The sequence below is a fragment of the Ruegeria sp. CDSA020 genome (assembly GCF_059612345.1).
In genome coordinates this window covers 431,297-454,873 of the sequence record NZ_JBXWQK010000001.1, presented here as the reverse complement: position 1 = coordinate 454,873, position 23,577 = coordinate 431,297, and the positions used below count along the sequence as shown (strand labels likewise).

General features: G+C 57.0%; 23 protein-coding genes. 13 read left to right on the top strand and 10 right to left on the bottom strand.

Annotated features, from left to right (window positions below; translation table 11 throughout):
• Positions 1-10: 10 nt before the first annotated feature.
• Positions 11-1,888: a hypothetical protein gene (locus AC2FJW_RS02265; protein ID WP_496749102.1), complete on the bottom strand. Its 1,878-nt coding sequence runs from the start codon at positions 1,886-1,888 to the stop codon at positions 11-13.
• A 164-nt stretch (positions 1,889-2,052) separates the two neighbouring features.
• Here AC2FJW_RS02265 and AC2FJW_RS02260 point away from each other — a divergent pair, with 164 nt between their 5' ends.
• On the top strand, positions 2,053-2,748 hold the full coding sequence (locus AC2FJW_RS02260) for an SIMPL domain-containing protein (protein WP_496749101.1): 696 nt from the start codon (positions 2,053-2,055) through the stop codon (positions 2,746-2,748).
• On the opposite strand, the gene AC2FJW_RS02255 is transcribed toward AC2FJW_RS02260, so the two are convergent.
• The 3 genes from AC2FJW_RS02255 to AC2FJW_RS02245 form a co-directional block, all read right to left on the bottom strand.
• Positions 2,745-3,461, bottom strand: coding sequence for a GNAT family N-acetyltransferase (locus AC2FJW_RS02255; protein ID WP_496749100.1), 717 nt, complete (start codon positions 3,459-3,461; stop codon positions 2,745-2,747). The genes AC2FJW_RS02260 and AC2FJW_RS02255 overlap by 4 nt on opposite strands.
• Before the next feature lie 3 nt (positions 3,462-3,464).
• A complete protein-coding gene (locus AC2FJW_RS02250; RefSeq protein WP_271946534.1) occupies positions 3,465-4,757 on the bottom strand; it encodes an O-acetylhomoserine aminocarboxypropyltransferase/cysteine synthase family protein in 1,293 nt (430 codons plus the stop codon).
• 72 nt (positions 4,758-4,829) lie between these two features.
• Positions 4,830-5,825, bottom strand: coding sequence for a GT-B fold glycosyltransferase domain-containing protein (locus AC2FJW_RS02245; RefSeq protein ID WP_496687626.1), 996 nt, complete (start codon positions 5,823-5,825; stop codon positions 4,830-4,832).
• Between the two features lie 171 nt (positions 5,826-5,996).
• Here AC2FJW_RS02245 and AC2FJW_RS02240 point away from each other — a divergent pair, with 171 nt between their 5' ends.
• The 3 genes from AC2FJW_RS02240 to preA all read left to right on the top strand — a co-directional run bounded on the left by AC2FJW_RS02240 (position 5,997) and on the right by preA (position 9,471).
• Positions 5,997-6,629, top strand: a complete 633-nt coding sequence (locus AC2FJW_RS02240) for a cupin domain-containing protein (protein WP_496749099.1) — start codon at positions 5,997-5,999, stop codon at positions 6,627-6,629.
• Positions 6,630-6,786: 157 nt separating this feature from the next.
• The gene (locus AC2FJW_RS02235) at positions 6,787-8,121 is read left to right on the top strand and encodes an NAD(P)-dependent oxidoreductase (RefSeq protein WP_496749098.1); all 1,335 of its coding nucleotides are present in this window, start codon (positions 6,787-6,789) and stop codon (positions 8,119-8,121) included.
• Between the two features lie 45 nt (positions 8,122-8,166).
• Positions 8,167-9,471 (top strand): NAD-dependent dihydropyrimidine dehydrogenase subunit PreA, encoded by a 1,305-nt coding sequence (preA, locus tag AC2FJW_RS02230; protein WP_496695114.1) that lies wholly within the window; start codon positions 8,167-8,169, stop codon positions 9,469-9,471.
• Between the two features lie 252 nt (positions 9,472-9,723).
• On the opposite strand, the gene AC2FJW_RS02225 is transcribed toward preA, so the two are convergent.
• Entirely contained in the window at positions 9,724-10,332 is a 609-nt protein-coding gene (locus tag AC2FJW_RS02225) for a TetR family transcriptional regulator C-terminal domain-containing protein (protein ID WP_142634388.1), read from the bottom strand.
• 169 nt (positions 10,333-10,501) lie between these two features.
• Here AC2FJW_RS02225 and AC2FJW_RS02220 point away from each other — a divergent pair, with 169 nt between their 5' ends.
• From AC2FJW_RS02220 to AC2FJW_RS02180, 9 genes are all read left to right on the top strand, one after another.
• Entirely contained in the window at positions 10,502-11,752 is a 1,251-nt protein-coding gene (locus AC2FJW_RS02220; RefSeq protein WP_142634386.1) for a Zn-dependent hydrolase, read from the top strand.
• 92 nt (positions 11,753-11,844) lie between these two features.
• Positions 11,845-13,299, top strand: a complete 1,455-nt coding sequence (hydA, locus tag AC2FJW_RS02215; RefSeq protein WP_496749097.1) for a dihydropyrimidinase — start codon at positions 11,845-11,847, stop codon at positions 13,297-13,299.
• 54 nt (positions 13,300-13,353) lie between these two features.
• Positions 13,354-14,148 (top strand): ABC transporter ATP-binding protein, encoded by a 795-nt coding sequence (locus tag AC2FJW_RS02210; RefSeq protein ID WP_281972254.1) that lies wholly within the window; start codon positions 13,354-13,356, stop codon positions 14,146-14,148.
• Positions 14,141-15,073: an ABC transporter permease gene (locus AC2FJW_RS02205; RefSeq protein WP_142634380.1), complete on the top strand. Its 933-nt coding sequence runs from the start codon at positions 14,141-14,143 to the stop codon at positions 15,071-15,073. Before AC2FJW_RS02210 ends, AC2FJW_RS02205 begins: the two co-directional genes overlap by 8 nt.
• Complete coding sequence (locus tag AC2FJW_RS02200) at positions 15,070-15,915, top strand: ABC transporter permease (RefSeq protein WP_142634378.1); 846 nt, start codon at positions 15,070-15,072, stop codon at positions 15,913-15,915. Before AC2FJW_RS02205 ends, AC2FJW_RS02200 begins: the two co-directional genes overlap by 4 nt.
• Positions 15,916-15,975: 60 nt before the next feature.
• Positions 15,976-16,965, top strand: a complete 990-nt coding sequence (locus AC2FJW_RS02195) for an ABC transporter substrate-binding protein (protein WP_271946556.1) — start codon at positions 15,976-15,978, stop codon at positions 16,963-16,965.
• 153 nt (positions 16,966-17,118) lie between these two features.
• Positions 17,119-17,832, top strand: coding sequence for an ABC transporter permease (locus tag AC2FJW_RS02190; protein WP_281994749.1), 714 nt, complete (start codon positions 17,119-17,121; stop codon positions 17,830-17,832).
• Entirely contained in the window at positions 17,825-18,559 is a 735-nt protein-coding gene (locus tag AC2FJW_RS02185) for an ATP-binding cassette domain-containing protein (RefSeq protein ID WP_496749096.1), read from the top strand. Before AC2FJW_RS02190 ends, AC2FJW_RS02185 begins: the two co-directional genes overlap by 8 nt.
• Before the next feature lie 18 nt (positions 18,560-18,577).
• Positions 18,578-19,393 carry an ABC transporter substrate-binding protein gene (locus AC2FJW_RS02180; RefSeq protein WP_496749095.1) on the top strand — a complete coding sequence of 272 codons (816 nt, stop codon included), beginning with the start codon at positions 18,578-18,580 and terminating at the stop codon, positions 19,391-19,393.
• Between the two features lie 2 nt (positions 19,394-19,395).
• Here AC2FJW_RS02180 and AC2FJW_RS02175 read toward each other — a convergent pair whose 3' ends face one another.
• The 5 genes from AC2FJW_RS02175 to fdh3B all read right to left on the bottom strand — a co-directional run bounded on the left by AC2FJW_RS02175 (position 19,396) and on the right by fdh3B (position 23,567).
• The gene (locus AC2FJW_RS02175) at positions 19,396-20,268 is read right to left on the bottom strand and encodes a substrate-binding domain-containing protein (RefSeq protein ID WP_142634368.1); all 873 of its coding nucleotides are present in this window, start codon (positions 20,266-20,268) and stop codon (positions 19,396-19,398) included.
• Positions 20,269-20,394, bottom strand: coding sequence for a hypothetical protein (locus tag AC2FJW_RS02170; protein ID WP_281286232.1), 126 nt, complete (start codon positions 20,392-20,394; stop codon positions 20,269-20,271).
• 13 nt (positions 20,395-20,407) lie between these two features.
• The gene (locus tag AC2FJW_RS02165) at positions 20,408-21,670 is read right to left on the bottom strand and encodes a c-type cytochrome (protein WP_496749094.1); all 1,263 of its coding nucleotides are present in this window, start codon (positions 21,668-21,670) and stop codon (positions 20,408-20,410) included.
• Positions 21,671-22,852: a formate dehydrogenase subunit gamma gene (locus tag AC2FJW_RS02160; RefSeq protein WP_496749093.1), complete on the bottom strand. Its 1,182-nt coding sequence runs from the start codon at positions 22,850-22,852 to the stop codon at positions 21,671-21,673. It abuts the gene before it with no gap.
• Between the two features lie 121 nt (positions 22,853-22,973).
• Complete coding sequence (gene fdh3B, locus AC2FJW_RS02155; RefSeq protein ID WP_085821701.1) at positions 22,974-23,567, bottom strand: formate dehydrogenase FDH3 subunit beta; 594 nt, start codon at positions 23,565-23,567, stop codon at positions 22,974-22,976.
• Positions 23,568-23,577 lie beyond the last annotated feature (10 nt).

Sequence of the window (23,577 nt, the reverse complement as noted above, 5' to 3'; positions counted from 1 at the left end):
AGGCCGCCTCTTAACCACGTGGCATCTTGAGAACCACGTTTCGCCCGCGTTTCTGATAGCGCAATTCATTGTCGCTGATAGCAATGACATTGCCGCCGTCAAGCCTGTCCCCGATCTTAAGCTTTTTGTACCTGCCGCTGGGCAGCCGAACCAATGCGCGGCGATTGGATGGGCTGCCGTAAACCCCGATCAGGTTCAGTTTCCGCAGGTTGATTGCATTGTCGATTGTGGCCTGCCGTGCAACCGAAGCCGAGGATGGGATTTTGGGCGCTGTGGTTTTGGGCTGGAACGTTCCGACCTCATTGTTGAGCTGTTCAATTCCAGCTGCCGAACCCAAAGTCGCAGTACCTGCACTGGCCTGCCGGGTCAGTCCGGCCGGTCGGAGTTTGGGGCGCGGCACCCTCATTTCCGCAAGGGGCTCAGTCGATTCCGGCGGCGGCGGGGCACGCAAAAGGGATTCCGGGCGCGGTTTCGGGCGAATTCCCGACAATTCTTTCAATGTACGCCCTTGAAGCCGCTGCCGTTCAAAATTTTCGGCCAGGTTCTCGGGCCTTGGTTTCGGTCGCAATGTCGCCAGCCTGTTGTCGACCACTTCCTCAACAGGTGCCTTTTCCAGCCGGACTAAAGCCGATGGAGGGGGAGTTTTAGAAGGTGTTCCCAAATAGACAACCACCCCGTCCGGGTTCAAGACGCCTTCTTTGGTTGGTATTACCAGCCCGCGCTCATCAAGGCTGAACCTGGCCCCGGCAGCGGTTGAAAGTGGTTCGAAATCAAATGGCAGGTCGGTGTCGTATGTGTGTACTGGCGGCAATGCGATTGCATCACGCGACAGATTTGAGTCGTCTTTGGAGGCCAGATACAGCTCAATTTGCGGATCCTGCGTCGGCGCTATCAAAAGGCCCGGTGACGTGATTTCGATCTCCGGCTGTGTCGGAACTAACTGAGGTTCAGGCTCAAGCTCGATTTCGTCTACCAACGCGGGCGCAACGCTCAGCGCCTCAAGAATTGCCTGGTCGGTTGCAGACAGCTCTGGCTCTGATTCAGAGGTCGGTGCCATTTCTGGCTCTGCGGTCTCGGGCACTGTGACTTCGGCCTGTGCTGCGGGTGTCTCTGCAGGCTCGACAGGTCCAGAACTCGGTTCGAGTTGGGATATTGTTTCGTCCAGCAGGGCCAGTTCTGAATCGGCAGGGGCAGGGCTGTCTTCTCCGAAAAGACTCCATATGCCACCGGCCACCAACATCAAAGCCACCGCCGCTACAATTCGCACTGATGGCAGAGAGGTCCAGTTAGGTGCGGCCACTTTTTGGACAGGCCAAAAGCTGGTCGGAGCGGTAGAATCGGCGATCGCGTGAACAACCGGACTATCCTGCGCGGGGTCTGTAGCGATCACTTTGGGCGCGTTTGTCGTCGCAGGCGCGTCCCCAAGCGGGAAAAACGGTTCGGTCGGAAAGTCATCTGTTTCATATGCAGCGCTGAACGCGACCGGAACGAATCCGTATCCCAGCACAAACCCCCGAGCTTCCTCCAGTGTATCGCGTGGAACGACGGCGACGCATGTGGTCGCCCCGTCATCTGCCGTGACATATACCAGCTCTGTCAGGTCATAAGGGGTGGCATCGGATACAGCGTGTTGCACAGCCTGTTCGGTGTCTTCGAAGGATGATCCGGCGGTATCGACTTTGATGAATTTGACCTGATCCCTTGGGATGACGACCTTGCAGCTCAGGTCATTTTCAAGCGCAAACCCCTTGTCCCGAAGCACTTTCAACTGCTCTTCCAAGTTGGAGGCATCCAACGACACCTCACCTATGGCGAACCAGTCGCCATCGGAATTGTGGTGCAAAGAAATTCCGGTTGTAGAAATGGACAGCGCAAAAGCGGGTTTCATAATCCGGAGGAACCATAATTGTCAGTTGCAATGCAAACGATGCCTCGTCCGCAGACCGACATTAAAGCAGGATCTCGCCGAGGGAAAGAAAAAGCCTGCGTCTCCTCTTGCCCCGTGACCCGGTGCAGCCCCATGTTGAAATCAGGATAATTGGAGGGAAGATATTGAAGAAAATCGCTTTTCTGGCCGCTGTGCTGGCCATGACGTCGGTAGGGATGGCAACTGCGGAAGAACGTCGCATCATTGTTGATGCGGTAGGCATGGTGCATGCGGCCCCGGATATGGCCACCATTACCCTGGGTGTAACAAACGAAGATGCACAGGCATCAAATGCGATGCAGGCGACTTCGGACGCGGTGACCAAAATTCTGACTCGACTGGATGAGATGGGGATCGAAACCCGTGATGTGCAGACACGTGATCTGTCTTTGTCGCCGGTATGGTCTGGGCGGAACAGTTCTAGCGGAGAGCGGCCAGAGATTTCCGGCTTTGTCGCATCCAACAGCGTCGTGGTGCGTGTTCGCGATCTGTCGCAGCTGGGTACCATCATGGATGCGGTCATTGACGACGGGGCCAACAATTTCGGCGGGTTGAGTTTCGGAATTCAGGACCCTGCACCGCTTGAGGCACAGGCGCGGGCCAAAGCTGTTGGTGAGGCGCGGGCAAAGGCCAACCAACTGGCACAGGCGGCCGAAGTCACGCTGGGTCCGGTTCAGATGATCCGCGAACAGGCCGGAGGGTTCAATCCCATGCCGCAAATGCGTGCAATGAACATGGCTGCTGAGGGCGGCGTTCCGGTTTCCGGGGGCGAAATTTCGGTCTCGGTCAACGTGTCGATGGAATTTCTGATTTCCGACTAGGATGTGTCGCTGGTTCGGGCCATCAGGGATTGCCGCTGCTGGCCCGACTGATCAAAATTATCTGGTGAAAGCCAGGCATTGAAAGCAGAGCGGATGCGCGGCCATTCTGTATCGAGGATCGAGTACCAGGCCGTATCGCGGTTGCGCCCCTTATAATGGGTGGCCTGCCGAAAGATGCCCTCGAAGGTAAAGCCCAGCCTTTGGGCCGCGCTGCAGGACGGGGCATTCAGCGCGTCACATTTCCATTCATAACGGCGATAACCCAGTTCATCGAACACGCGGCGCATCATCAAGTACATCGTCTCGGTGGATTTCGGGCTGCGCTGCAGCAGCGGTGAGAAATGGATGTGCCCAACCTCGACCACACCGGCCGCAGGTTCTATCCGCAGGAACGAGGCCATGCCAATCGGGGTGCCATCACCGTCTAGTACTGTGTGGAACATGGGATCGGCATCCATACAGGACGCGCGGGTCCAGGCGGCGAAATCTTCTTCGCTGTCGAATGGGCCATAGGGCAGATAAGTCCAGTTCCGCCCATCAGTGTCATTGGCAAACGCCCGGTACAGACCGGGCGCATGCCTGTTCACATCAAGGGGCACGACCGAGCAATAGTGACCTTCCATCGGCGTATAAGGCGGCGTCGGGCGCGGAAAACTGCCCGAAACCGGCCGGCCGATGGGCTGGCCTAGATCGTTGGTATCGTGCCTAGCCATTTGTCAGGCCGTTGCCTTGGCCAGCGCCTGATCCAGATCGGCAATCAGATCGTTGGCGTCTTCGATGCCGATGGACACCCGAACAACGCCGGGACCGGCGCCTGCGGCCTCTTGCTGTTCCGGGGTCAGCTGACGGTGGGTGGTCGAGGCCGAATGAATGATCAACGACCGCGCGTCGCCCAGGTTGGCCACATGGCTGAAGATCTCCAGCGCGTTCACCAGTTTGACACAGGCGTCATAGCCGCCCTTGACCGCGAAGGTGAACAGCGCACCGGCCCCTTTGGGGTAATGCGTCTTGACCCGGTCGTGATAGGGCGACGACGGCAAGCCCGCATAGGTCACATATTCCACGCGGTCATCGGCCTCTAGCCAGGCTGCGATCTTTTGCGCGTTCTCTACATGACGCTCCATTCGCAAAGACAGGGTCTCGATTCCCATCAGCGTGTAATGCGCCGCCTGTGGGTTCATCGTCATGCCCAGATCACGCAGGCCGATGGCGATGCCGTGGAATGTGAAGGCCAGCGGACCGAATGTCTCGTGGAATTTCAGCCCGTGATAGGCCGGTTCCGGCTGGCTGAGCGAGGAAAATTTGTCATTCGCGGACCAGTCGAACTTGCCCGAATCCACGATACAGCCGCCGGTGACAGTGCCGTTGCCGGTCAGGTATTTGGTGGTTGAATGCACAACCAGCGTCGCGCCGTGCTCAATCGGGCGGCACAGATAGGGTGTGGCCGAGGTGTTGTCGACGATCAGCGGAATGCCGGCGCCATCTGTCACATCCGCCAGTGCGCGTATATCGGTGACATAGCCGCCAGGGTTGGCGATGGATTCGCAGAACACCGCTCGTGTATTTTCGTCGATCGCGTCCTTCACAGCATCCAGATCGTCAGTATCCACAAACTTGGCAGACCAGCCGAACCGTTTGATCGTCTGGCTAAACTGAGTGATCGTGCCGCCATACAGCCGGGTCGAGGCCACCACGTTGCAGCCAGGTCCCATCAGCGGGAACAGTGCCATGATTTGGGCGGCATGACCGGACGAGCAGCAAACTGCTCCAACGCCACCCTCAAGCGTTGCCACGCGTTCCTGCAGAACCGCCACGGTGGGATTGGTCAGGCGGGAATAGATAAAGCCGACTTCCTGCAGGTTGAACAGAGCCGCCGCGTGGTCTGCATCGCGAAACACATATGCCGTTGTTTGATAAATCGGCGTCTGACGGGCACCTGTTGCCGGATCAGGGCGCGCGCCTGCGTGAATTTGAAGCGTGTCGAAACCGTAGGTGGGGCCGTCAGACATGGTGGAAATCTCCTGTTGGACTATGTGTTGCAGAATCTCTAGGCGATTGGACGCGTGCGCACAACATTGCTGTCAGCGCATCCATAGACCTTTGCTTTTGATCTTGTTGCGAATGACCTGCTCGCGCTGAGGCAGGTTTTCGCGATCGAACATCTCGCGTATTTTGTGCCCTTTGCGCTGGAGCACCAGTTTCTTTATTGGGTCATAGCCCTTGAGCACTTTCTTGAACTTGTTGGGCGCAACCACAGTTTCCAGAACCTCGATCACATGGTCGCTTTCGCGTGCATACAGCAGAGGAAACAGACGGTAGTGGCACGTGACCGACCCGTCCAGCAGGCCAGTGGGCAGTGCGTCGCGGCCGCCGCCAAGGGCATGGATAACCAGCGGCAATGCGACCTGATCCAGCCATGGGTCCAGTGTTTGGCCCGCGAGTTCCGGGATATCCTCATCCCGGATGGTGCAGGCATATTCCAGGAACCGTTCGCCGAACTGGCGTGGGCATCTGTAAAAGAAATAACCCGCATTGAAATACAGGTAGCGCCGCCAGTATTCGGCTGGTTGGGCCTTGTCCAAGGAGCTGTCGAAATCCAGTTCGAACCGCTCATACAGGGCGCGCCAGATACCGTCATACCCCGGACCATACAGGGTCGGGCGCGGCCATGTCCCCTCAACTTTCAGCGAGGCACCGGGGCGGTCAAAATCGAAGGGCACACTATTCAGGTCTCCGGTGACAAGCGTATCGCTGTCGAAAAAGACAAACGGTTCCCCCTTGGGCAAGGACAAGAGCGCCTCGATCTTGTTTCCATAGGGATAGCTTCCACCGAAAGCCCGGTTTTCAAACGGTAGAATTTCGGCCCCAAGCTGGTGTAACGCTTTCAGGACATCCTCATCCTGAATGCTGGGGTCCTGTGACCATCGGGCCCCCGGTTGAGGAACGGCTACAAACAGGCGGCCAGCGAAATCGGGACAGCTGTGTCGTAACGAGGCTGCAAACAGCAGTGCCTCGTATTGCAGCCGGTTGTTTTGGCCGATGACCACGATATTGAATTTATTGTTTGCGGTCTGCATCGGGCGTCTCTCGGGTTCGTGGCGTTGGGCCAGCACTGCTCGAATTTTGGTTGGGCGTACACTAGGTAGAGACGTGGCACAAAACCAGATGTGATCATAGATCATGCATCTGAATTTTGAATTCAGGACTTGCGCAACCATCTAGAGACCAGACCCAACAGGAGAAGCCGCATGAGAGTTAACGCAGATTTCACAAAACGTGTTGCTGTGCATTTCGACCGGAATGACTGGATTGCGTCACCTGCCGCAGGGGTCGAGCGCAAGATGTTGGACCGGATCGGGGAAGAGGTCGCCCGCGCCACCACGATTGTCCGCTTTGCCCCAGGAAGCGCCTTTGCCGCCCATACGCATGATGGAGGAGAGGAGTATCTGGTGCTGGATGGGGTGTTCCAGGACGAGACAGGTGATTTCCCCGCAGGCAGCTATGTGCGCAACCCTCCGACCACGTCACACACGCCATCGGCAAAAGAGGGTGCTACGATTCTGGTCAAGCTGCACCAGTTTGACCCCGACGACAGGACGGAAATTCGTCGGTCGATAACCAGCGATAAGACCCTTCAGCTTTTTAAGGACGCACGCGAGGATGTGCGCGTATTGAACATCTCGCCCGGCGAGAGGCTGGATCTGGATGCAACCGACGGGCTGGAGCTGTTTGTCATCGAAGGATCAGTACAAGAATCTGACGAAGAGTTTTCGGTCTGGGATTGGTTGAGATTGCCGCCCGATACGCGCTCCACTGCTTTGGCAGGACCAGAGGGCGCGCGAATTTGGATCAAATCCGGGCACCTGTCACAGATGATCTGAGCGATTCCAGCCTAAAAAACGTGCAGTTTTCGGCGAAAAATCGAGTTTTTTGGCTCGGTTGTGAAATTTTTGACCATTTGGCAAAATTTACCATTTGATAAAAAATTAGATTGTGCCAAGCTGAAGCCATAACAACATATCTACAGGGAGTAGAGCGATGGCACAGGGCCAGATGGTCCCCGGCATAGTCTCCGGGAGGCTTTCCAGCGATGAGCTGACCTCGAATTTCACGGATCTGCATCCACCACTTGCCCCGCATGAGGCCGCAGTGGCCGCGGATCGGTGCTATTTCTGCTATGACGCGCCGTGTGTGACGGCCTGTCCGACCGACATCGATATTCCGTTGTTCATGCGCCAAATCCAGGCCGGACAACCCGAAGCGGCGGGTGAGACCATCCTTGCCCAGAACATTCTGGGGGGCATGTGCGCCCGCGTATGCCCGACCGAAACTCTGTGTGAGGAAGTCTGCGTACGCGAAACCGCCGAGGGCGCGCCAGTCGAGATCGGGCGCTTGCAGCGCTATGCGACCGACAGCGTTATGGCCTCGGGCGATCATCCGTTCCAGCGCGCTGCAGTCACCGGCAAAACGGTGGCCGTGATCGGGGCAGGGCCCGCAGGTCTGGCCTGTGCGCATCGGCTGGCGATGCTGGGGCATGATGTGGTCATTCACGAAAGCCGCCCAAAACCCGGCGGTCTGAATGAATATGGAATTGCCGCCTATAAATCGACCAATGATTTCGCTCAGGCTGAGATCGATTGGTTGCTGAGGATCGGCGGCATCACCATCGAGACCGGATCGGTGCTGGGCGAGGGCCTGTCGCTGGATGGCCTTGTTGACAACTATGATGCGGTTTTCCTGTCCATCGGTCTGACAGGTGTGAATGCATTGCGGGCGGGCGGCGAGGATCTGACCGGCGTGCGCGACGCGGTCGACTTTATCTCGGATGTACGTCAGGCGGCCGATCTGGCTGAGCTGCCCGTTGGGCGGAATGTCGTCGTCATCGGAGGCGGCATGACCGCGGTTGACGCAGCTGTAAAGTCGAAATTGCTGGGCGCGGAAAACGTCACCATCGCCTACCGGCGCGGACGCGAGGCGATGGGTGCCAGCCGCTATGAGCAGGATCTGGCCGCATCGCACGGCGTCAGGATCATGACCAATGTTCAGCCCGTAGCCGTACACGGCAACGGGGCAGCCGCCGAGATCGAATTGGAGTATACTGCCAGCCATGACGGTCAGTTGAAGGGCACCGGCGAGAAAACCCGCCTGCCTGCCGATCAGGTGCTGAAGGCAATAGGTCAGACGCTGGAAGGAGCGCCCGAAGGGCTGACGTTGGACGGGAACAAGATCGCCGTCACGGGCGCCGGGCGCACATCGGTACAAGCGGTCTGGGCCGGAGGCGACTGCGCCGCAGGCGGGGATGACCTGACCGTGACCGCAGTGGCCGAGGGGCGCGATGCCGCGATGGATATCCACGCAAGTCTGATTGCGTGAAACTCAATGATCAAGATGCCTGCAAGCATCAGGGAGGCCGGATAAATGGCTGATTTGAAATCGAACTTTCTGGGAATTGAAAGCCCCAACCCATATTGGCTGGCATCTGCGCCGCCGACGGACAAGGAATATAACGTCCGCCGTGCCTTTGAGGCCGGATGGGGGGGGGTCGTGTGGAAAACACTCGGGTCCGAAGGTCCACCGGTCGTCAATGTTAATGGCCCGCGGTATGGGGCGATCTACGGCGCAGACCGTCGGTTGTTGGGTCTGAACAACATCGAGCTGATTACAGACCGCCCATTAGAGGTAAACCTTGAAGAAATGGCGCGGGTTAAGTCTGATTATCCAGATCGCGCCCTGATCGCCTCGATCATGGTGCCGTGCGAGGAAGAAGCCTGGAAGGCTATCCTGCCGCGTGTTGCCGAAACCGGTGCCGACGGGATCGAACTGAACTTTGGCTGTCCACACGGAATGAGCGAGCGCGGGATGGGGGCGGCCGTAGGGCAGGTGCCGGAATATATCGAGATGGTGACGCGCTGGTGCAAGAAATACTATGACCGACCGGTCATCGTGAAACTGACGCCGAATATCACTGATATCCGCAAGCCGGCAGAAGCCGCAAAGAATGGTGGTGCGGATGCGGTATCGCTGATCAACACGATTAACTCGATTACCAGTGTCAATCTGGATAGCTTCAGCCCTGAACCCTCGATTGACGGCAAAGGCAGCCACGGCGGCTATTGTGGCCCTGCGGTGAAACCGATTGCCCTGTCGATGGTGTCCGAGATTTCGCGTGGACAGGCAACGAACGGAATGCCGATCTCGGGTATTGGCGGTGTGACTACCTGGCGCGATGCAGCAGAGTTTATGGCATTGGGTTGCGGCAATGTTCAGGTCTGCACGGCGGCGATGACCTATGGGTTCAAGATCATTGACGAACTGACGGCGGGTCTGTCGAAATGGATGGATGAAAAAGGGTATCAGGACGTCTCGGAAATTGTCGGTCTTGCGGTTCCGAACGTGACCGACTGGCAATATCTGAACCTGAATTATGTCGCCAAAGCCAAGATTGATCAGGATCAGTGCATCAAGTGTGGTCGTTGCTATGCCGCCTGCGAAGACACCAGCCACCAGGCCATTTCAATGTCCGAAGAGCGCGTGTTCGAGGTTATGGATGACGAATGTGTGGCCTGTAACCTGTGCGTGGATGTGTGCCCGGTCGAGGGATGTATTTCCATGGTGCCGATGGACGCTGGCGAAATCGACCCGCGCACGGGACAGGAAGTGCAGCCCGAATATAGCAACTGGACAACCCATCCCAACAATCCAATGGCGAAAGCCGCCGAGTAGTCCAAGAAAATTCGTCGAATCTTCTTAGAACAGGATGTCGATGGGGGGCGTTGTGGCAGTTTGCGACATATTGGGTGGCGGTGCGGATCAGATGATATCCGCGCCTCCTCACTTAGTCTTGGAACGCCTTATGTCCCACTTCTCGCTCTACCCACCCAACGAAAGCCTTACCACGGCACCTGTGTGTGGACAGGGAAGAAAAGAGTAGCGTCATCCTAGGCTCAGGGTGAGCGGGTTCCGGCTAACGAAAACCTAAGGCGCCAGCAATTTGCGGTAGAGCGTGTCGATAAACGGTTCAGCACCTTCATACGGGTCTTCGTCGCCAAGAATGGCCCGAACCTGGACATCGAAATCCGCATAATGCTGTGTCAAAGCCCAGATGGAGAAAATAAGATGGTAGGGATGGAGGCGCGCGATTTTACCCTGTTCCATCCAGGCCGTAAGGATTGCGGTCTTCTCATCCATCAAAGTTTTGAGATCATTGGACAATGCATCGTGTATGCGTGGTGCACCCTGGACCAGTTCATTGGCAAACAGACGGCTTTCGCGCGGAAGTTCCCGGCTCATTTGCAGTTTGCGATGGATATAAGCGCGTATCTCTTCCAAAGGGTCCCCGTCGGCGTCGAGATCATGGAGGGGGGCCAGCCAAATCTCGAGAAGGCCAGATAGAAGGGCCGTGTGAATCGCTTCTTTTGAGGGGAAATAGTACAGAAGATTCGGCTTGCTCAACCCGGCCTCGGCAGCAATCTGGTCGACGGTGGCACCGCGGAAACCGTAGGCAGAAAACACGTTCAAAGCGGCTTCTAGAATTGCAGCGCGGTTTTTTTTCTGAATTCGTGTTGGTGCGCGGTCTTTGGACATGTCTTTGCCTGTCTGATTTTTGGGCTCGCAAGTGCGGAATGTGCCAAAAATTCCCACCGAGCTCTGCTATTTCTTGACTGATGTCGAACCCGTGATAGCGTGAGTTTGACCAGATGGTCAAATCAAGACACCAAAAGCGAGCAAATCGCAAGCAACAGGGAAGACTAGGATGGCAGCTCCGGCGCAGAACCTCAGGATCAATGGCGACAGGTTGTGGGACAGCCTGATGGAGATGGCCAAGATTGGCCCGGGTGTTGCGGGGGGCAATAATCGTCAGACCCTGACGGATGAAGATGCGGCAGGCCGCGCGCTGTTTCAGAAATGGTGCAAAGAGGCCGGGTGCACCATGGGGCTGGACCAAATGGGCAATATGTTTGCGCATCGAGAGGGCACGGACCCCGAGGCATTGCCGGTCTATGTGGGTTCACATCTGGATACGCAGCCGACAGGCGGCAAATATGACGGTGTTCTGGGTGTATTGGGCGGGTTGGAAATCATCCGCACGCTCAATGATTTGGGGATCAAGACCAAACATCCAATCGTCGCGACCAACTGGACGAATGAAGAAGGCACGCGCTATGCACCTGCGATGCTGTCCTCGGGGGTTTTTGCCGGGATGCATACGCAGGATTGGGCTTATGACCGTGAGGATGCCGAAGCTAAGAAGTTCGGAGATGAGCTGAGCCGCATTGGCTGGCGCGGTGACGAAGAGGTTGGCGCCCGAAAGATGCACGCCTTTTTTGAGCTGCATATCGAACAGGGCCCCATTCTTGAGGCCGAGGGGAAGGATATCGGCGTTGTCACCCATGGTCAGGGTCTCAGCTGGACCCAGATTACAGTTACCGGAAAGGACGCCCATACCGGGTCTACGCCGATGCCGATGCGCAAGAATGCCGGATTGGCGATGGCGCGTATCCTTGAAAAGGTTGACGAGATTGCTTGGTCCCATGCGCCCCACGCGGTGGGTGCGGCGGGGCATATTGATGTGTTTCCGAATTCGCGTAACGTGATCCCGGGGAAAGTTGTGTTTACTGTCGATCTCCGTTCGCCCGATCTGGACGTGATCACCGATATGGAAAATCGTCTGCGCGTAGCGGCCGAAGATATCGTGGATGAGATGGGCCTACAGATCGAGTTTGAGAAGGTCGGCGGATTTGATCCGGTGCAATTTGATGAAGGCTGCGTGGCAGCCGTGCGCGATGCGGCTGAACGGTTGGGTTATTCTCATACAGATATCATTTCGGGCGCCGGTCATGATGCCTGCTGGATCAACCGGGTTGCACCAACAGCGATGGTGATGTGCCCTTGTGTGGATGGGCTAAGCCATAACGAAGCTGAAGAAATCAGCAAGGATTGGGCTGCCGCCGGGGCGGATGTTCTGTTTCATGCGGTCGTAGAGACGGCTGGAATTGTGGAATAGGGGGCTCTGCCCCGTCGCCCGTTGGGCGACTCCCCCCGAGGTATTTGTAGCCAGATGAAGCAAGCGGCGCAGACCGCATCAGGGAGATTGATATGAGCACTGTTATCAAGAACGGGACCGTCGTAACCGCGGATTTGTCTTACCATGCGGATGTGAGGGTCGAGCATGGGGTGATCACCGAGATTGGGCCGGGCCTGAAAGGTGACACGGAACTGGATGCGACAGGCTGCTATGTGATGCCTGGCGGGATCGACCCGCATACGCATTTGGAAATGCCGTTCATGGGCACCTATTCCAGCGATGATTTTGAGAGCGGAACCCGGGCGGCATTGGCCGGAGGAACCACGATGGTGGTTGATTTCGCTCTGCCCAACCCAGGTGAAAGCCTGTTGGATGCGCTCAAGCGCTGGGATAACAAGTCGACACGTGCAAATTGCGACTATTCTTTCCACATGGCGGTGACCTGGTGGGGCGAGCAGGTGTTTGATGACCTCAAGACGGTGATCGAGACACGCGGTATCAACACGTTCAAGCATTTCATGGCCTATAAGGGCGCGTTGATGGTCAATGACGATGAAATGTATGCTTCGTTCAAGCGTCTTGCCGAGCTGGGTGGAACGGCCATGGTGCATGCCGAGAATGGCGATGTTGTTGCCGAGCTCAGCGCCAAGCTGTTGGCCGAAGGCAATACAGGCCCCGAGGCACATGCCTATTCCCGTCCGCCGCAGGTCGAGGGCGAAGCGACCAACCGCGCGATCATGATCGCGGATATGGCCGGAGTGCCGCTGTATGTGGTGCACACATCGTGCGAAGAGGCGCATGAGGCCATTCGGCGTGCCAAGATGCAGGGCAAGCGGGTGTGGGGGGAACCTTTGATCCAGCATCTGACCTTGGATGAGAGCGAGTATTTCAACCAGGATTGGGACCACGCTGCGCGGCGGGTTATGAGCCCTCCGTTCCGAAACAAGCAGCATCAGGATAGCCTGTGGAACGGATTACAATCTGGTTCGTTGAGTGTCGTGGCCACCGACCATTGCGCCTTTACGACGGATCAGAAACGCTTTGGCGTGGGGGATTTCACCAAGATCCCGAACGGTACCGGAGGGTTGGAAGACCGGATGCCGATGCTGTGGACTCATGGGGTGAACACTGGTCGGCTGACGCCAAATGAATTTGTGGCAGTCACTTCAACAAACATCTCCAAGATATTGAATTGTTATCCAAAAAAAGGCGCAATTCTTGTAGGTGCCGATGCCGATTTGGTGGTGTGGGATCCTGAGAAAGGCAAGACGATCAGCGCGAAATCGCAGCAATCTTCGATCGACTACAACGTGTTTGAGGGCAAAGAGGTCAAAGGCTTGCCGCGCTTTACTCTGACCCGTGGGCAGGTTGCAGTGCATGACGGAGAGATCAGGACTCAGGAAGGCCATGGCCAATTTGTTGAACGCGAGGCCAATACAACTGTCAACAAGGCGCTGAGTACTTGGAAAGAGCTGACAGCGCCGCGACCGGTGGTACGCACGGGTATTCCAGCAACCGGTGTATGACAGAATATGTGGCAGATATCACGTCTTATTACGGTTTAAGTTCAAGGGGATGGAATGAATATTGAAACCGCTGCACCGCCTGTAATCGAGGCGCGGCAACTGGATCTGACCTTTCAGACCAATGACGGGCCGGTCCACGCTCTGAAGGATGTGAACCTGACCATCGAAAAGGGAGAATTCGTCAGCTTCATCGGACCCTCCGGCTGTGGTAAGACCACCTTTTTGCGGTGCATCGCTGCGTTGGAAACACCGACTGGCGGGACATTGACCGTCAACGGTATGACCCCGGATGAGGCGCGGCGGAATCGGGCCTATGGCTATGTATTTCAGGCCGCGGGTCTGTACCCTTGGCGCACCATTTCCAAGAACATCAAGCTCCCGCTTGAAATCATGGGGTTTACAGCTGCCGAGCAGGAAGAACGCGTAAACAAGGTTTTGGAACTTGTTGATCTTGAAGGGTTTGGCGGAAAGTTTCCTTGGCAGTTATCGGGTGGAATGCAGCAACGGGCCAGCATTGCACGGGCGCTGGCCTTTGATGCAGATATCCTGCTTATGGACGAACCTTTTGGCGCGTTGGATGAGATTGTCCGCGATCACCTGAACGAACAGCTTCTGGCACTTTGGGCGCGGACTGAAAAGACCATTGGGTTTGTCACCCATTCCATCCCTGAGGCCGTCTATCTGAGCACCAAGATCGTTGTAATGAGCCCTCGGCCCGGACGGATCACTGACGTGATCGACAGTCCGTTGCCGAAAGAGCGGCCGCTCGATATTCGCGACACGCCGGAATTCATCGAAGTTGCCCATAGGGTGCGAGAAGGGTTGCGCGCGGGGCATTCGGATGAATAGCAGCGGGTTCAAGGCATTCTGGGCTGTATTGACGGTACTGGCCGTCATAGTAGCCTTTTGGTACGCCGCTTGTATTCCGATGAATATCAAAGGCGTTCTGACCGAACAGGAACGGGCCGGCGCCACAGTTCAGCCACCCTCGGCAAAAGATCGTCGCGATCTGTCCGAATTCAGCCTGGTTCTGGACAATAGCTTTGCCATTCCAGCCACGTGGGAACAGGATCGTCCACGGTTGCCCGCTCCGCATCAGGTGGCCGTTGAGATATGGAAGACAACGGTCCAGAAGAAAATCACCTCAAAGCGCTCGCTGGTTTATCACGGCTGGGTGACGCTGAGTGCGACGATACTGGGTTTTGCCATTGGCACCGGCCTGGGAATTCTGCTGGCTGTTGGGATCGTACATAGCCGGGTCATGGACCTGTCGGTCATGCCCTGGGCGATAGTCAGCCAGACCATCCCGATCATCGCTCTGGCCCCGATGATCATTGTGGTCCTTTATTCTGTTGGCGTGCAGGGGATCATCCCCAAGGCAGTCATATCGGCCTATCTCAGCTTTTTTCCTGTCGTGGTGGGCATGGTCAAAGGTTTGCGCAGCCCGGATGCGATGCAACTGGATTTGCTGCGTACCTATAGCGCGAGCCACGCGCAGGGGTTCTGGAAACTGCGTTTGCCGGCCTCGATGCCGTATCTGTTCACATCGCTGAAGATAGGCATTGCGGCTTCATTGGTAGGGGCCATCGTGGGGGAATTGCCCACCGGGGCAGTTGCGGGACTGGGCGCGCGCCTGCTGGCAGGCAGCTATTATGGTCAGACCGTGCAAATCTGGTCGGCCCTGTTTGCGGCGGCGATTCTGGCGGCCTGTCTTGTGGGGCTTCTGGGGCTGATTGAAAAGTCGGTCCTGAAACGGATGGGGATTGCGCAATGATACCAATTCTGGGCGCACTCGGTGTGTGGCTGTTAGGATGGTGGTTGAACAGCCGCTTGGCCAGCGGGCCCTATGCTGATACGCGGATGGTCCGGTTTCTGGCTCCGCTGATCTTTGGTCTGACTATCATCATCATCTGGGAGCTTTTGGTGCGTGGCCTTGAGGTGTCTTTGGTCATTCTGCCCGCTCCATCGGTTATCTGGATTCGGTTCTGGGACAGTTTGCCCACGCTTTGGATGGATTTCGTGCAAACCATCATTAAGGGCGCGCTAAGTGGTTACATCATCGGCTGTGGAGCCGCCTTCCTGATGGCGATTGCAGTGGACCGATGGGATTTTCTGCGCCTTGGGCTTTTGCCCGTGGGCAACTTCGTGGCTGCTCTGCCGATTGTTGGCACCGCGCCGATTCTGGTCATGTGGTTCGGGTTCGACTGGCATTCCAAAGCGGCGGTGGTTGTCGTGATGGTCTTTTTCCCAATGCTGGTGAACACCGTCGCCGGGCTGCGCGAGGCGACAGCAATGCAGCGCGACCTGATGGAGACCTATGCCGCCACCTATTGGCAAAGCTTTCTGAAGCTGCGCTTGCCTGCCGCGATGCCATTTGTTTTCAATGGTCTCAAGATATCCACCACCCTTGCATTGATCGGCGCTATCGTGGCCGAGTTCTTTGGCTCACCGACGCTTGGCATGGGGTTTCGGATATCAACCAGCGTGGGGCAGCTCTCACTGGATATGGTCTGGGCCGAGATCGTAGTGGCGGCTTTGGCCGGGACATCGTTTTATGGTCTGGTGGCCATGATCGAAAAGGCGGTGACCTTCTGGCACCCATCGCAGCGCGGATAAAAATTCAACAGACCCCAAAAACGAAAAATGGGGCGCCAACTGAAACTAGGAGATGTGAAGATGAAAAAGATACTCAGCGGGGCGGTTGCCGCCTTTAGCCTGGCCGCCAGTGCAGCCTGGTCGGCGGATGAGGTGACATTGCAGTTGAAATGGGTCACGCAAGCTCAGTTCGCAGGTTATTACGTGGCCAAAGACAAAGGGTTCTACGAAGAAGAAGGTCTTGATGTCACCATTCTGCCAGGCGGCCCGGACATAGCGCCGACACAGGTCATTGCCGGTGGCGGCGCTGACGTGACGGTCGAGTGGATGCCAGCTGCGTTGGCCGCGCGCGAAAAGGGCCTGCCGCTGGTGAATATTGCCCAGCCTTTCAAAAGCTCGGGTATGATGCTGACCTGCTGGAAAGATGCCGGTATTTCCGCACCAGAAGACCTTAAGAACCGGACACTGGGCGTCTGGTTCTTTGGCAACGAATTCCCCTTCATGAGCTGGATGAGCCAGCTGGGCATTGATACCGGTGGCAAGAGCGAAAATGGCGTCGAGGTTTTGAAGCAGGGCTTTAATGTCGACCCGCTGCTGCAGCGTCAGGCTGATTGCATCAGCACCATGACCTATAACGAATACTGGCAGGTCATAGATTCCGGCGTCAGCCCCGACGAACTGGTCACATTCAAATACGAAGATCAGGGCGTCGCGACGCTGGAAGACGGCCTGTACGTTCTTGAAGAGAACCTGAGCGACGCGGCATTTGTCGACAAGATGGAACGTTTCGTGCGGGCTTCGATGAAGGGGTGGAAATATGCCGAAGAGAACCCAGATGAAGCGGCCGATATCGTGCTTGAAAATGACGCGACTGGCGCCCAAACCGAAGCGCATCAGAAACGTATGATGGGTGAGATTGCCAAGCTGACTGCGGGCTCAAACGGATCGCTTGATCCGGCGGATTTTGAGCGCACTGTAGGGACGCTGCTTGCCGGTGGTTCTGATCCCGTTATCACCAAACAACCCGAAGGTGCCTGGACGCATCAGATTTCGGATGCAGCACTGAACTGAGTCAGGTTCACGATGGAATATGGCGCGGTCCCAAACGGGGCCGCGTTTTTTGTTGGAAGCGTCGAAAATGTGACTGCACTTGTAGGGCGTTTGTCATAGTAATTACCTGTAAATTATAGCAAACTGTTCAACATGGAGGATATTAGGTAGATAATGCAAGATTTTACAACAGAATTCAGGTCGGCGCTTGCTTTGATCCTTCATTGGGATCCGGAGCTGTGGGCGATTGTTCTGTTGTCCCTGAAAGTCTCTGTTTTTGCCGTTCTGATTTCTGCCGTTATCGGGATGCCCATGGGCGCGGCTTTGGCCGTTGCGCGTTTTCCAGGGCGGCGGATTCTGATCGTCTTGATGAATGCCTTGATGGGCTTGCCCCCGGTTGTGGTTGGTTTGCTAGTCTATCTGATGCTGTCGCGTTCCGGCCCGTTGGGGGTCCTTGAATTGCTCTACACACCGACGGCGATGATTATTGCTCAGGTCGTTCTGGTGACCCCGATCGTTGCCGCACTGACACGTCAAGTGGTCGAAATGCTGGCCGAGGAATATTCCGAGCAACTCCGCTCACTCGGCCTGTCGCGGATGGCATCGATTCCGGTGCTATTGTGGGATGCGCGGCTGTCTCTTGTTACGGCATTGCTGGCGGGGTTTGGCCGTGCGATTGCCGAAGTTGGAGCGGTTATTATCGTTGGCGGCAATATCAACCACGTCACGCGGGTGATGACGACGACGATCGCCCTTGAAACGTCCAAGGGTAATTTGGCCTTGGCGCTTGCGCTTGGGGCGATCCTGATTGCCATAGCCATCGCAGTAAACGCCATGGTCAGCACGCTTAGCCTGCGGGCCGAGAAGGAAGGGTTGCGCCATGCGTGATCTGGTGCCCGAGATGGTGAAATGTCTTTCTGTTCACAGTTTACAGATTTCCCGCAAGGGAAAGACACTGCTTCAAGTGCCAGAGCTATCCCTGATGGGGCTGGGACCAACTTTGATCCTTGGGCCGAACGGAGCGGGCAAGAGCCTGCTTTTGCGCTGTTTGCACGGGCTTATCGTCCCGGATAGCGGCAGGGTTCAGCAGGACGGGATTGCCCTGAATGCGTATCACAAATCACGACAGGCGATGGTGTTTCAAAGACCGGTTCTGTTGCGCCGGTCCGTGTCAGCCAATCTTGATTTTGTGCTAAAGCGTCAGGGCATGTCCCGTGCAACTCGCAAATCCCGGATCGACGAATTGCTGGCCGAAGGTGGGCTAGAGGGTAAGGCGCGCCAGTCCGCCAGATCGCTGTCCGGGGGCGAAGCGCAACGGTTGGCCATCCTGCGCGCGCTGGCGCTGGACCCGGAAACTTTGTTCCTGGACGAACCAACCAGTTCGCTTGATCCCGGTGCTACGCAGATGATCGAACGGATGATCTTGCGCGCTTCGAACCGAGGGGTGCGCATTGTCATGGTATCCCACGATATCGGTCAGGCACGCCGTCTGGCAGCGGATATCGTCATGATGCAGGCCGGACACGTGGTCGAACACGGTGCTGCCAAACAAGTGCTGGATGCCCCGACAAGTGACGCCGCGCGCCGGTTTGTTGCCGGTGGTCTGGTAACCTAATCAGAATATGGAGTTCAAATGATCCGCGAATTCGTCGGGGCTGCAGTAATAGCGCTTGGCCTGAACACTACAGCCGCATTGGCCGAAACGCCATTTATTGTAGTCCAATCAACCACGTCGACGCAGAATTCGGGCTTGTTCGACCATATCCTGCCAGGCTTTGAAGCCGAAAGCGGGATTGATGTCCGCGTGGTGGCTGTTGGTACAGGGCAGGCGATCCGCAATGCGATCAACGGTGACGGGGACGTCTTGCTGGTTCACGCCAAACCTGCCGAAGAGAAGTTTGTGGCAGATGGTTGGGGTGTTGAGCGGTCGGACGTGATGTACAATGATTTTGTCCTTGTAGGGCCAAAATCCGATCCCGCCAAAGTGAAAGGTGGGACTGACATTATCGCGGCGCTGACCGCCGTGGCTAAGGCGAAGGCGCCCTTCGCCTCGCGCGGGGATGACAGTGGGACGCATAAGGCAGAATTGGGCCATTGGGCCTCGTCCGGTATCGACCCGACCGACGCTTCGGGCACTTGGTACCGGGAAACTGGATCCGGGATGGGGGCGACACTGAACGTGGCTAGTGGGATGGGTGCTTATGCGCTGACGGATCGCGCGACTTGGCAGAGCTTTGGCAACAAGGGAAACCTTGAGGTCATGGTTGATGGCGATCCACTCCTGTTCAATCAATATGGGATTATTCTTGTGAACCCTGACAAGCATCCCAAAGTGCGGGCGGCCTCGGGGCAGCGCTTTATTGACTGGTTGACCGGGCCCGAAGGGCAGGCGGCCATCGCATCTTACACGCTGGACGGCCAGCAGCTGTTCTTTCCCAACGCCCAATAGGGTCAGCCGCTGGCTCCATTGTGATGGATGGTTCCCAGATCCGACAAGTCATACCCGCCGAATTCTTCTGCCCGGGTGGCAAAGCGGTCGGATTGCACAAAGCCGAGCAACCGAAGCATCGGGCCATCGAAATAGGCGCGCCTCCAGATAGCAAGGTCCAGGCGTTCGGTATGGGTCGGGGCAAAGCCCAGATTGTACAGCCCTGCTAGCGCACCCAGGCCGAATCCGGCATCGGCTTTATTGTCATGCAGGGCTATGGCCAGCTCTTCTTCGGTACGTGCGCAGGTCGGCAGGGTATCCAGATCGTCTCGGTTCAGGCCGTGCGCCTGCAGTTGCGTGTCGAACAACCGTTGACTGGCGGCACTGTCCTGACGAAGAAGAATGCGACGGCCCCTGAGGTCAGAAAAGTCCGATATCCCAGTCACACCGGGGGCCATCAGTAGCCCACGCTGGCGTTTTGCTAGTTCGAACAGAATGACGGGTGCCTCTCCCAGATGGTCCTGCAGAGATTGCGTGTTGAATCCGTCTGTCTCGTGGATATGCAGCGCCGCAGCCTGCGCTGATCGTTCTTTCAGACGATTCAAGCCGTCAAATGAGCCGTCATAATAAGTTGCCAGGCCCGACCCGCTTTCCCGCAGAGCCCAATCCAACAGCGGATCATGACTGCCCGCCACGATCGGCGGCAGCGACGGTTCTGCGACCTGCGGTCCGCTACGTGATGCGTTCAGCCAGGCAATGACTTCAGCCCTTGGAAACAAGAGTTTGCCCATGGCACGGACACAGGGGACCTCGCCGGATGAGGCAAGGTCATAGGCTTTACGCTCGCCAATGCGCAGCAGGTCCGCCAGTTCTTTGGTGGTCAGGTATTCTGACATTCAGTCGAGGCGCACGGCCGAACCCGCGCTGACATTCGCCGCGCTGAATCCGAATTGGCCTAAGGCAAACGGCGCAGCGACGGCAATTACAGCCATCGTGGCAACTGCGGCTAGAAAGGCTTTCATATTTACCTCCGGTTCAGTTTTCCGGTGCCGTGACGCGGCGCAGAAAGGCGATCAAATCTTTGCGGTCATCCGCTTGTGTAATCCGTTGCATGGGCATCTTCGATCCCGGAATGTAATGGTCTGGTCCTTGGTCGAAAAGGGCATTTATCGTCTCGTCATTCCAAATGATATCAGAGTCTTGCAGCGTGTCCGAGTAGAAATATCCCGGTAAGCTGCCCGCCCGGCGACCAAACACACCAGAGAGCGTAGGTCCAGCACGTCTGTGCCCGTCCGCCGTCAGACTGTGACAGATCGAGCATTTGCGCACGAATTGGCGTTCGCCATTATTCATCTGGTCAGGGTTCTTCAGAAAACTTGGTTCAGTCGCGGCCATCTGTTGTTGGTCGCCAAGGTCAGATACCGGCCAGCTATACATCGCCTCATCTATACCACCTGCATAGATGTTTTTACCATCGGTTGAGAAGGCCAGCGCCCAGACCGGGCCGCGCAATGTGGCCCGGAAATCCTGTGCGATGCGCCAGTCGATGGTATCGACCAACATGATATGACCCTCACCATCCCCCACCGCCAGCAAGCTGCGGTCCGGGCTGAGAGCCAGCGCAAGGATTGGACGGCGGTCCAGGGTGAAATCATGCTCGTCGCCTGTAGTCAGATCACGAATGCGCGTGACGCCATCGACGGCCCCATAGGCAATCCAGTTTTCATGGGGGTTCAGGACCAGTTCGTTGATGCCGAACCCGTTATCAACCAGTCGCAGTTTTTCCTGACCGGTTGCGACATCCCAAAGACGAACCGCCCCATCAACCCCGCCGGTATACAGCGCATCTCCGTTTGGTGTGAACACAACAGCATTCACACCGCTGCCTGTGGGCCCCAATATCCTTGGCTTTGACCCGTCAAGCGGCCAAACCCCTATCGTGCCGTCCCAACTGGCAGTGGCGATGTGGGAGTTTGAAACAGCAATATCGACGATCTTGCCCTTGTGCCGCCCGAGGATTTGGCCATCCGGCCACCGGCGCAGGGTAAAGTCGTCACCAGCAGAATAGATCGCTGTGTCGCCAAAGGCGACGCTGTTCACGGCAGCCTCGTGCCCTTCAAGCCATTGCGGCGTGCGGTCTGACCACAGGCCGACGGAGTTGTCGAAGCTGGCCGTCGCAATCCGGCCGTCCCGCGCGGAGGCAATCCCCATGATCGGACCGCCATGACCTTTGAGTGTAAAGAACTCGGCCATTGCGGGCAGGGGGGTCAATACCAGTGCAAGGATTAGACCGCGCATCTATTCCGCAGGCGAGGCCACTGCCTTATTGGCCTCTTTTTCCTGGACCTCTTCCAGCCAAAGCGAGTGGTGCTCACGCGCCCATTGTTCCTCGACCTCGCCGGTGCCCATCGCGTCGAAAGCGCCCTCCATGCCCACCGAGCCCAGGTAGATATGCGCGATGATGATGGCGATGAAGACATAGGCGACCATCACGTGCCAAACCTGCGCATATTGCATCTCTTCTTGGGGGGACATCTGCACCGGAAGGTTCAGACCCAACATCTGCGGTATGCTGGTGGCATTTGCGATTGAGAAGGTCTTAGCAAACAGCGGCATCTCAAACGGGAACAGCAGAGACAGGCCCGACAGGCTGATCGATACGCCCAGCAGGATACAGGCCCAGAAGATGATCTTTTGACCCGCGTTGAATTTTTTGGCCGGAGGATGGCTGCCTTTCGTGAACAACCCGCCGCCGGCGGCCAGCCATTTCAGGTCGGTGCGGTTGGGGATGTTGTGGGCGATCCAGTTCACAGTGACCATGATCAAACCCAGCATGAAGGCCCAGGCGAGGTTGTTATGCAGCCATTTGCAGCCCTGCGCTATGGCCGCAAAGCCTTCTTTCCCGAAGATTGGGATCAGAAAGTCTCGACCATAAAGGGTCAGCAAACCGGTCAGGCCAAGGATCAGGAAAGAGCCCGCGAACAGCCAATGTCCGAACCGCTCAAAGCCCGAGAAACGCGTAACTGTGCGTCCCGTCTTTTCACCATCAATGCGGATTTTACCCCGGATCAAGAAGAACAGCAGCAGAATGCCAAGCATCCCGGCCAGAATATACGTGCCGTAATCGCGCAATGGGCCTGTTCGGAAATTCAACCACCACATGCCACCGTCCTGTATCAAGACGCTGGCCGCAGGACCGTTCGACGAAACGGTCACATCCGCGGAGCCATACCGCAAAGCGCGATAGACGTCGCTGTCAGACGCCACGCCACGTGTGCCCAACTGGCCCATCAGACCTTCGGCGTTGCCCTGACCGGTGTTACCTGAGCGATAACCGTTATCGACCGTCTCGCCACGCTGCCGGGCCAAGATATCCTCGAGCGTGGTCGCACCACCCGTCGAATTGCGATCCGGAGCATCCTGAGCAAGGGCAGGAACAGTCAAAACAATGAGACAGAACAGAAGTCGCAGGAAAGTCATATGAACCTCGTGACGCGGTCATTGGCGTAGGCCCTTTTCTGGGCGGGCAAAGATTTTTCGTCGAAAAATCTTAGTGCTCCCCGGCACACGGTTTGCGCGCCGGGGAAGGTTTGGCCAAGGATCAGCCGTCTTTTTGGTCGTAGGCTGTGCCCCACCCCCAGGCGCCAGACCCGAAACCGCGCGCCACGACGCGTTCGCGGTAGATGGCCGACACCACATCGCCGTCACCGGCAAGCAGGGCCTTGGTGGAACACATCTCGGCGCAGATGGGCAGTTTGCCTTCTGCGATCCGGTTGCGACCGTATTTGGCGAACTCTGCGGTCGAATGCGTTTCCTCGGGGCCACCGGCGCAGAAGGTACATTTGTCCATCTTGCCACGTGATCCGAAGTTGCCTGCCTGTGGGTATTGCGGCGCGCCGAACGGGCACGCATAGAAGCAATAGCCGCAGCCAATGCACAGGTCCTTGGAGTGCAGGACGACCCCTTCTTCGTTCTGATAGAAGCAGTCAACCGGGCACACCGCCATACAGGGCGCATCCGAGCAATGCATACAGGCAACCGATATCGAGCGTTCGCCCGGGTCGCCGTCATTGATCGTCACCACTCTGCGGCGGTTGATGCCCCAGGGCACCTCGTGCTCGTTCTTACACGCGGTTACGCAGGCGTTGCATTCGATGCAGCGTTCAGCGTCGCAGAGAAACTTTGCTCTAGCCATTGTCGTCCTC

Bases quoted from the DNA above. Each gene is read 5' to 3' on its own strand.
- AC2FJW_RS02265 (WP_496749102.1), bottom strand. From the start codon at position 1,888: ATGAAACCCGCTTTTGCGCTGTCCATTTCTACAACCGGAATTTCTTTG.
- AC2FJW_RS02220 (WP_142634386.1), top strand. From the start codon at position 10,502: ATGGCAGCTCCGGCGCAGAACCTCAGGATCAATGGCGACAGGTTGTGG.
- AC2FJW_RS02255 (WP_496749100.1), bottom strand. From the start codon at position 3,461: ATGGCTAGGCACGATACCAACGATCTAGGCCAGCCCATCGGCCGGCCG.
- AC2FJW_RS02195 (WP_271946556.1), top strand. From the start codon at position 15,976: ATGAAAAAGATACTCAGCGGGGCGGTTGCCGCCTTTAGCCTGGCCGCC.
- fdh3B (WP_085821701.1), bottom strand. From the start codon at position 23,567: ATGGCTAGAGCAAAGTTTCTCTGCGACGCTGAACGCTGCATCGAATGC.
- AC2FJW_RS02205 (WP_142634380.1), top strand. From the start codon at position 14,141: ATGAATAGCAGCGGGTTCAAGGCATTCTGGGCTGTATTGACGGTACTG.
- preA (WP_496695114.1), top strand. From the start codon at position 8,167: ATGGCTGATTTGAAATCGAACTTTCTGGGAATTGAAAGCCCCAACCCA.
- AC2FJW_RS02225 (WP_142634388.1), bottom strand. From the start codon at position 10,332: ATGTCCAAAGACCGCGCACCAACACGAATTCAGAAAAAAAACCGCGCT.
- AC2FJW_RS02190 (WP_281994749.1), top strand. From the start codon at position 17,119: ATGCAAGATTTTACAACAGAATTCAGGTCGGCGCTTGCTTTGATCCTT.
- AC2FJW_RS02165 (WP_496749094.1), bottom strand. From the start codon at position 21,670: ATGCGCGGTCTAATCCTTGCACTGGTATTGACCCCCCTGCCCGCAATG.
- AC2FJW_RS02235 (WP_496749098.1), top strand. From the start codon at position 6,787: ATGGCACAGGGCCAGATGGTCCCCGGCATAGTCTCCGGGAGGCTTTCC.
- AC2FJW_RS02180 (WP_496749095.1), top strand. From the start codon at position 18,578: ATGATCCGCGAATTCGTCGGGGCTGCAGTAATAGCGCTTGGCCTGAAC.
- AC2FJW_RS02240 (WP_496749099.1), top strand. From the start codon at position 5,997: ATGAGAGTTAACGCAGATTTCACAAAACGTGTTGCTGTGCATTTCGAC.
- AC2FJW_RS02200 (WP_142634378.1), top strand. From the start codon at position 15,070: ATGATACCAATTCTGGGCGCACTCGGTGTGTGGCTGTTAGGATGGTGG.
- AC2FJW_RS02160 (WP_496749093.1), bottom strand. From the start codon at position 22,852: ATGACTTTCCTGCGACTTCTGTTCTGTCTCATTGTTTTGACTGTTCCT.
- AC2FJW_RS02175 (WP_142634368.1), bottom strand. From the start codon at position 20,268: ATGTCAGAATACCTGACCACCAAAGAACTGGCGGACCTGCTGCGCATT.
- hydA (WP_496749097.1), top strand. From the start codon at position 11,845: ATGAGCACTGTTATCAAGAACGGGACCGTCGTAACCGCGGATTTGTCT.
- AC2FJW_RS02170 (WP_281286232.1), bottom strand. From the start codon at position 20,394: ATGAAAGCCTTTCTAGCCGCAGTTGCCACGATGGCTGTAATTGCCGTC.
- AC2FJW_RS02245 (WP_496687626.1), bottom strand. From the start codon at position 5,825: ATGCAGACCGCAAACAATAAATTCAATATCGTGGTCATCGGCCAAAAC.
- AC2FJW_RS02185 (WP_496749096.1), top strand. From the start codon at position 17,825: ATGCGTGATCTGGTGCCCGAGATGGTGAAATGTCTTTCTGTTCACAGT.
- AC2FJW_RS02210 (WP_281972254.1), top strand. From the start codon at position 13,354: ATGAATATTGAAACCGCTGCACCGCCTGTAATCGAGGCGCGGCAACTG.
- AC2FJW_RS02250 (WP_271946534.1), bottom strand. From the start codon at position 4,757: ATGTCTGACGGCCCCACCTACGGTTTCGACACGCTTCAAATTCACGCA.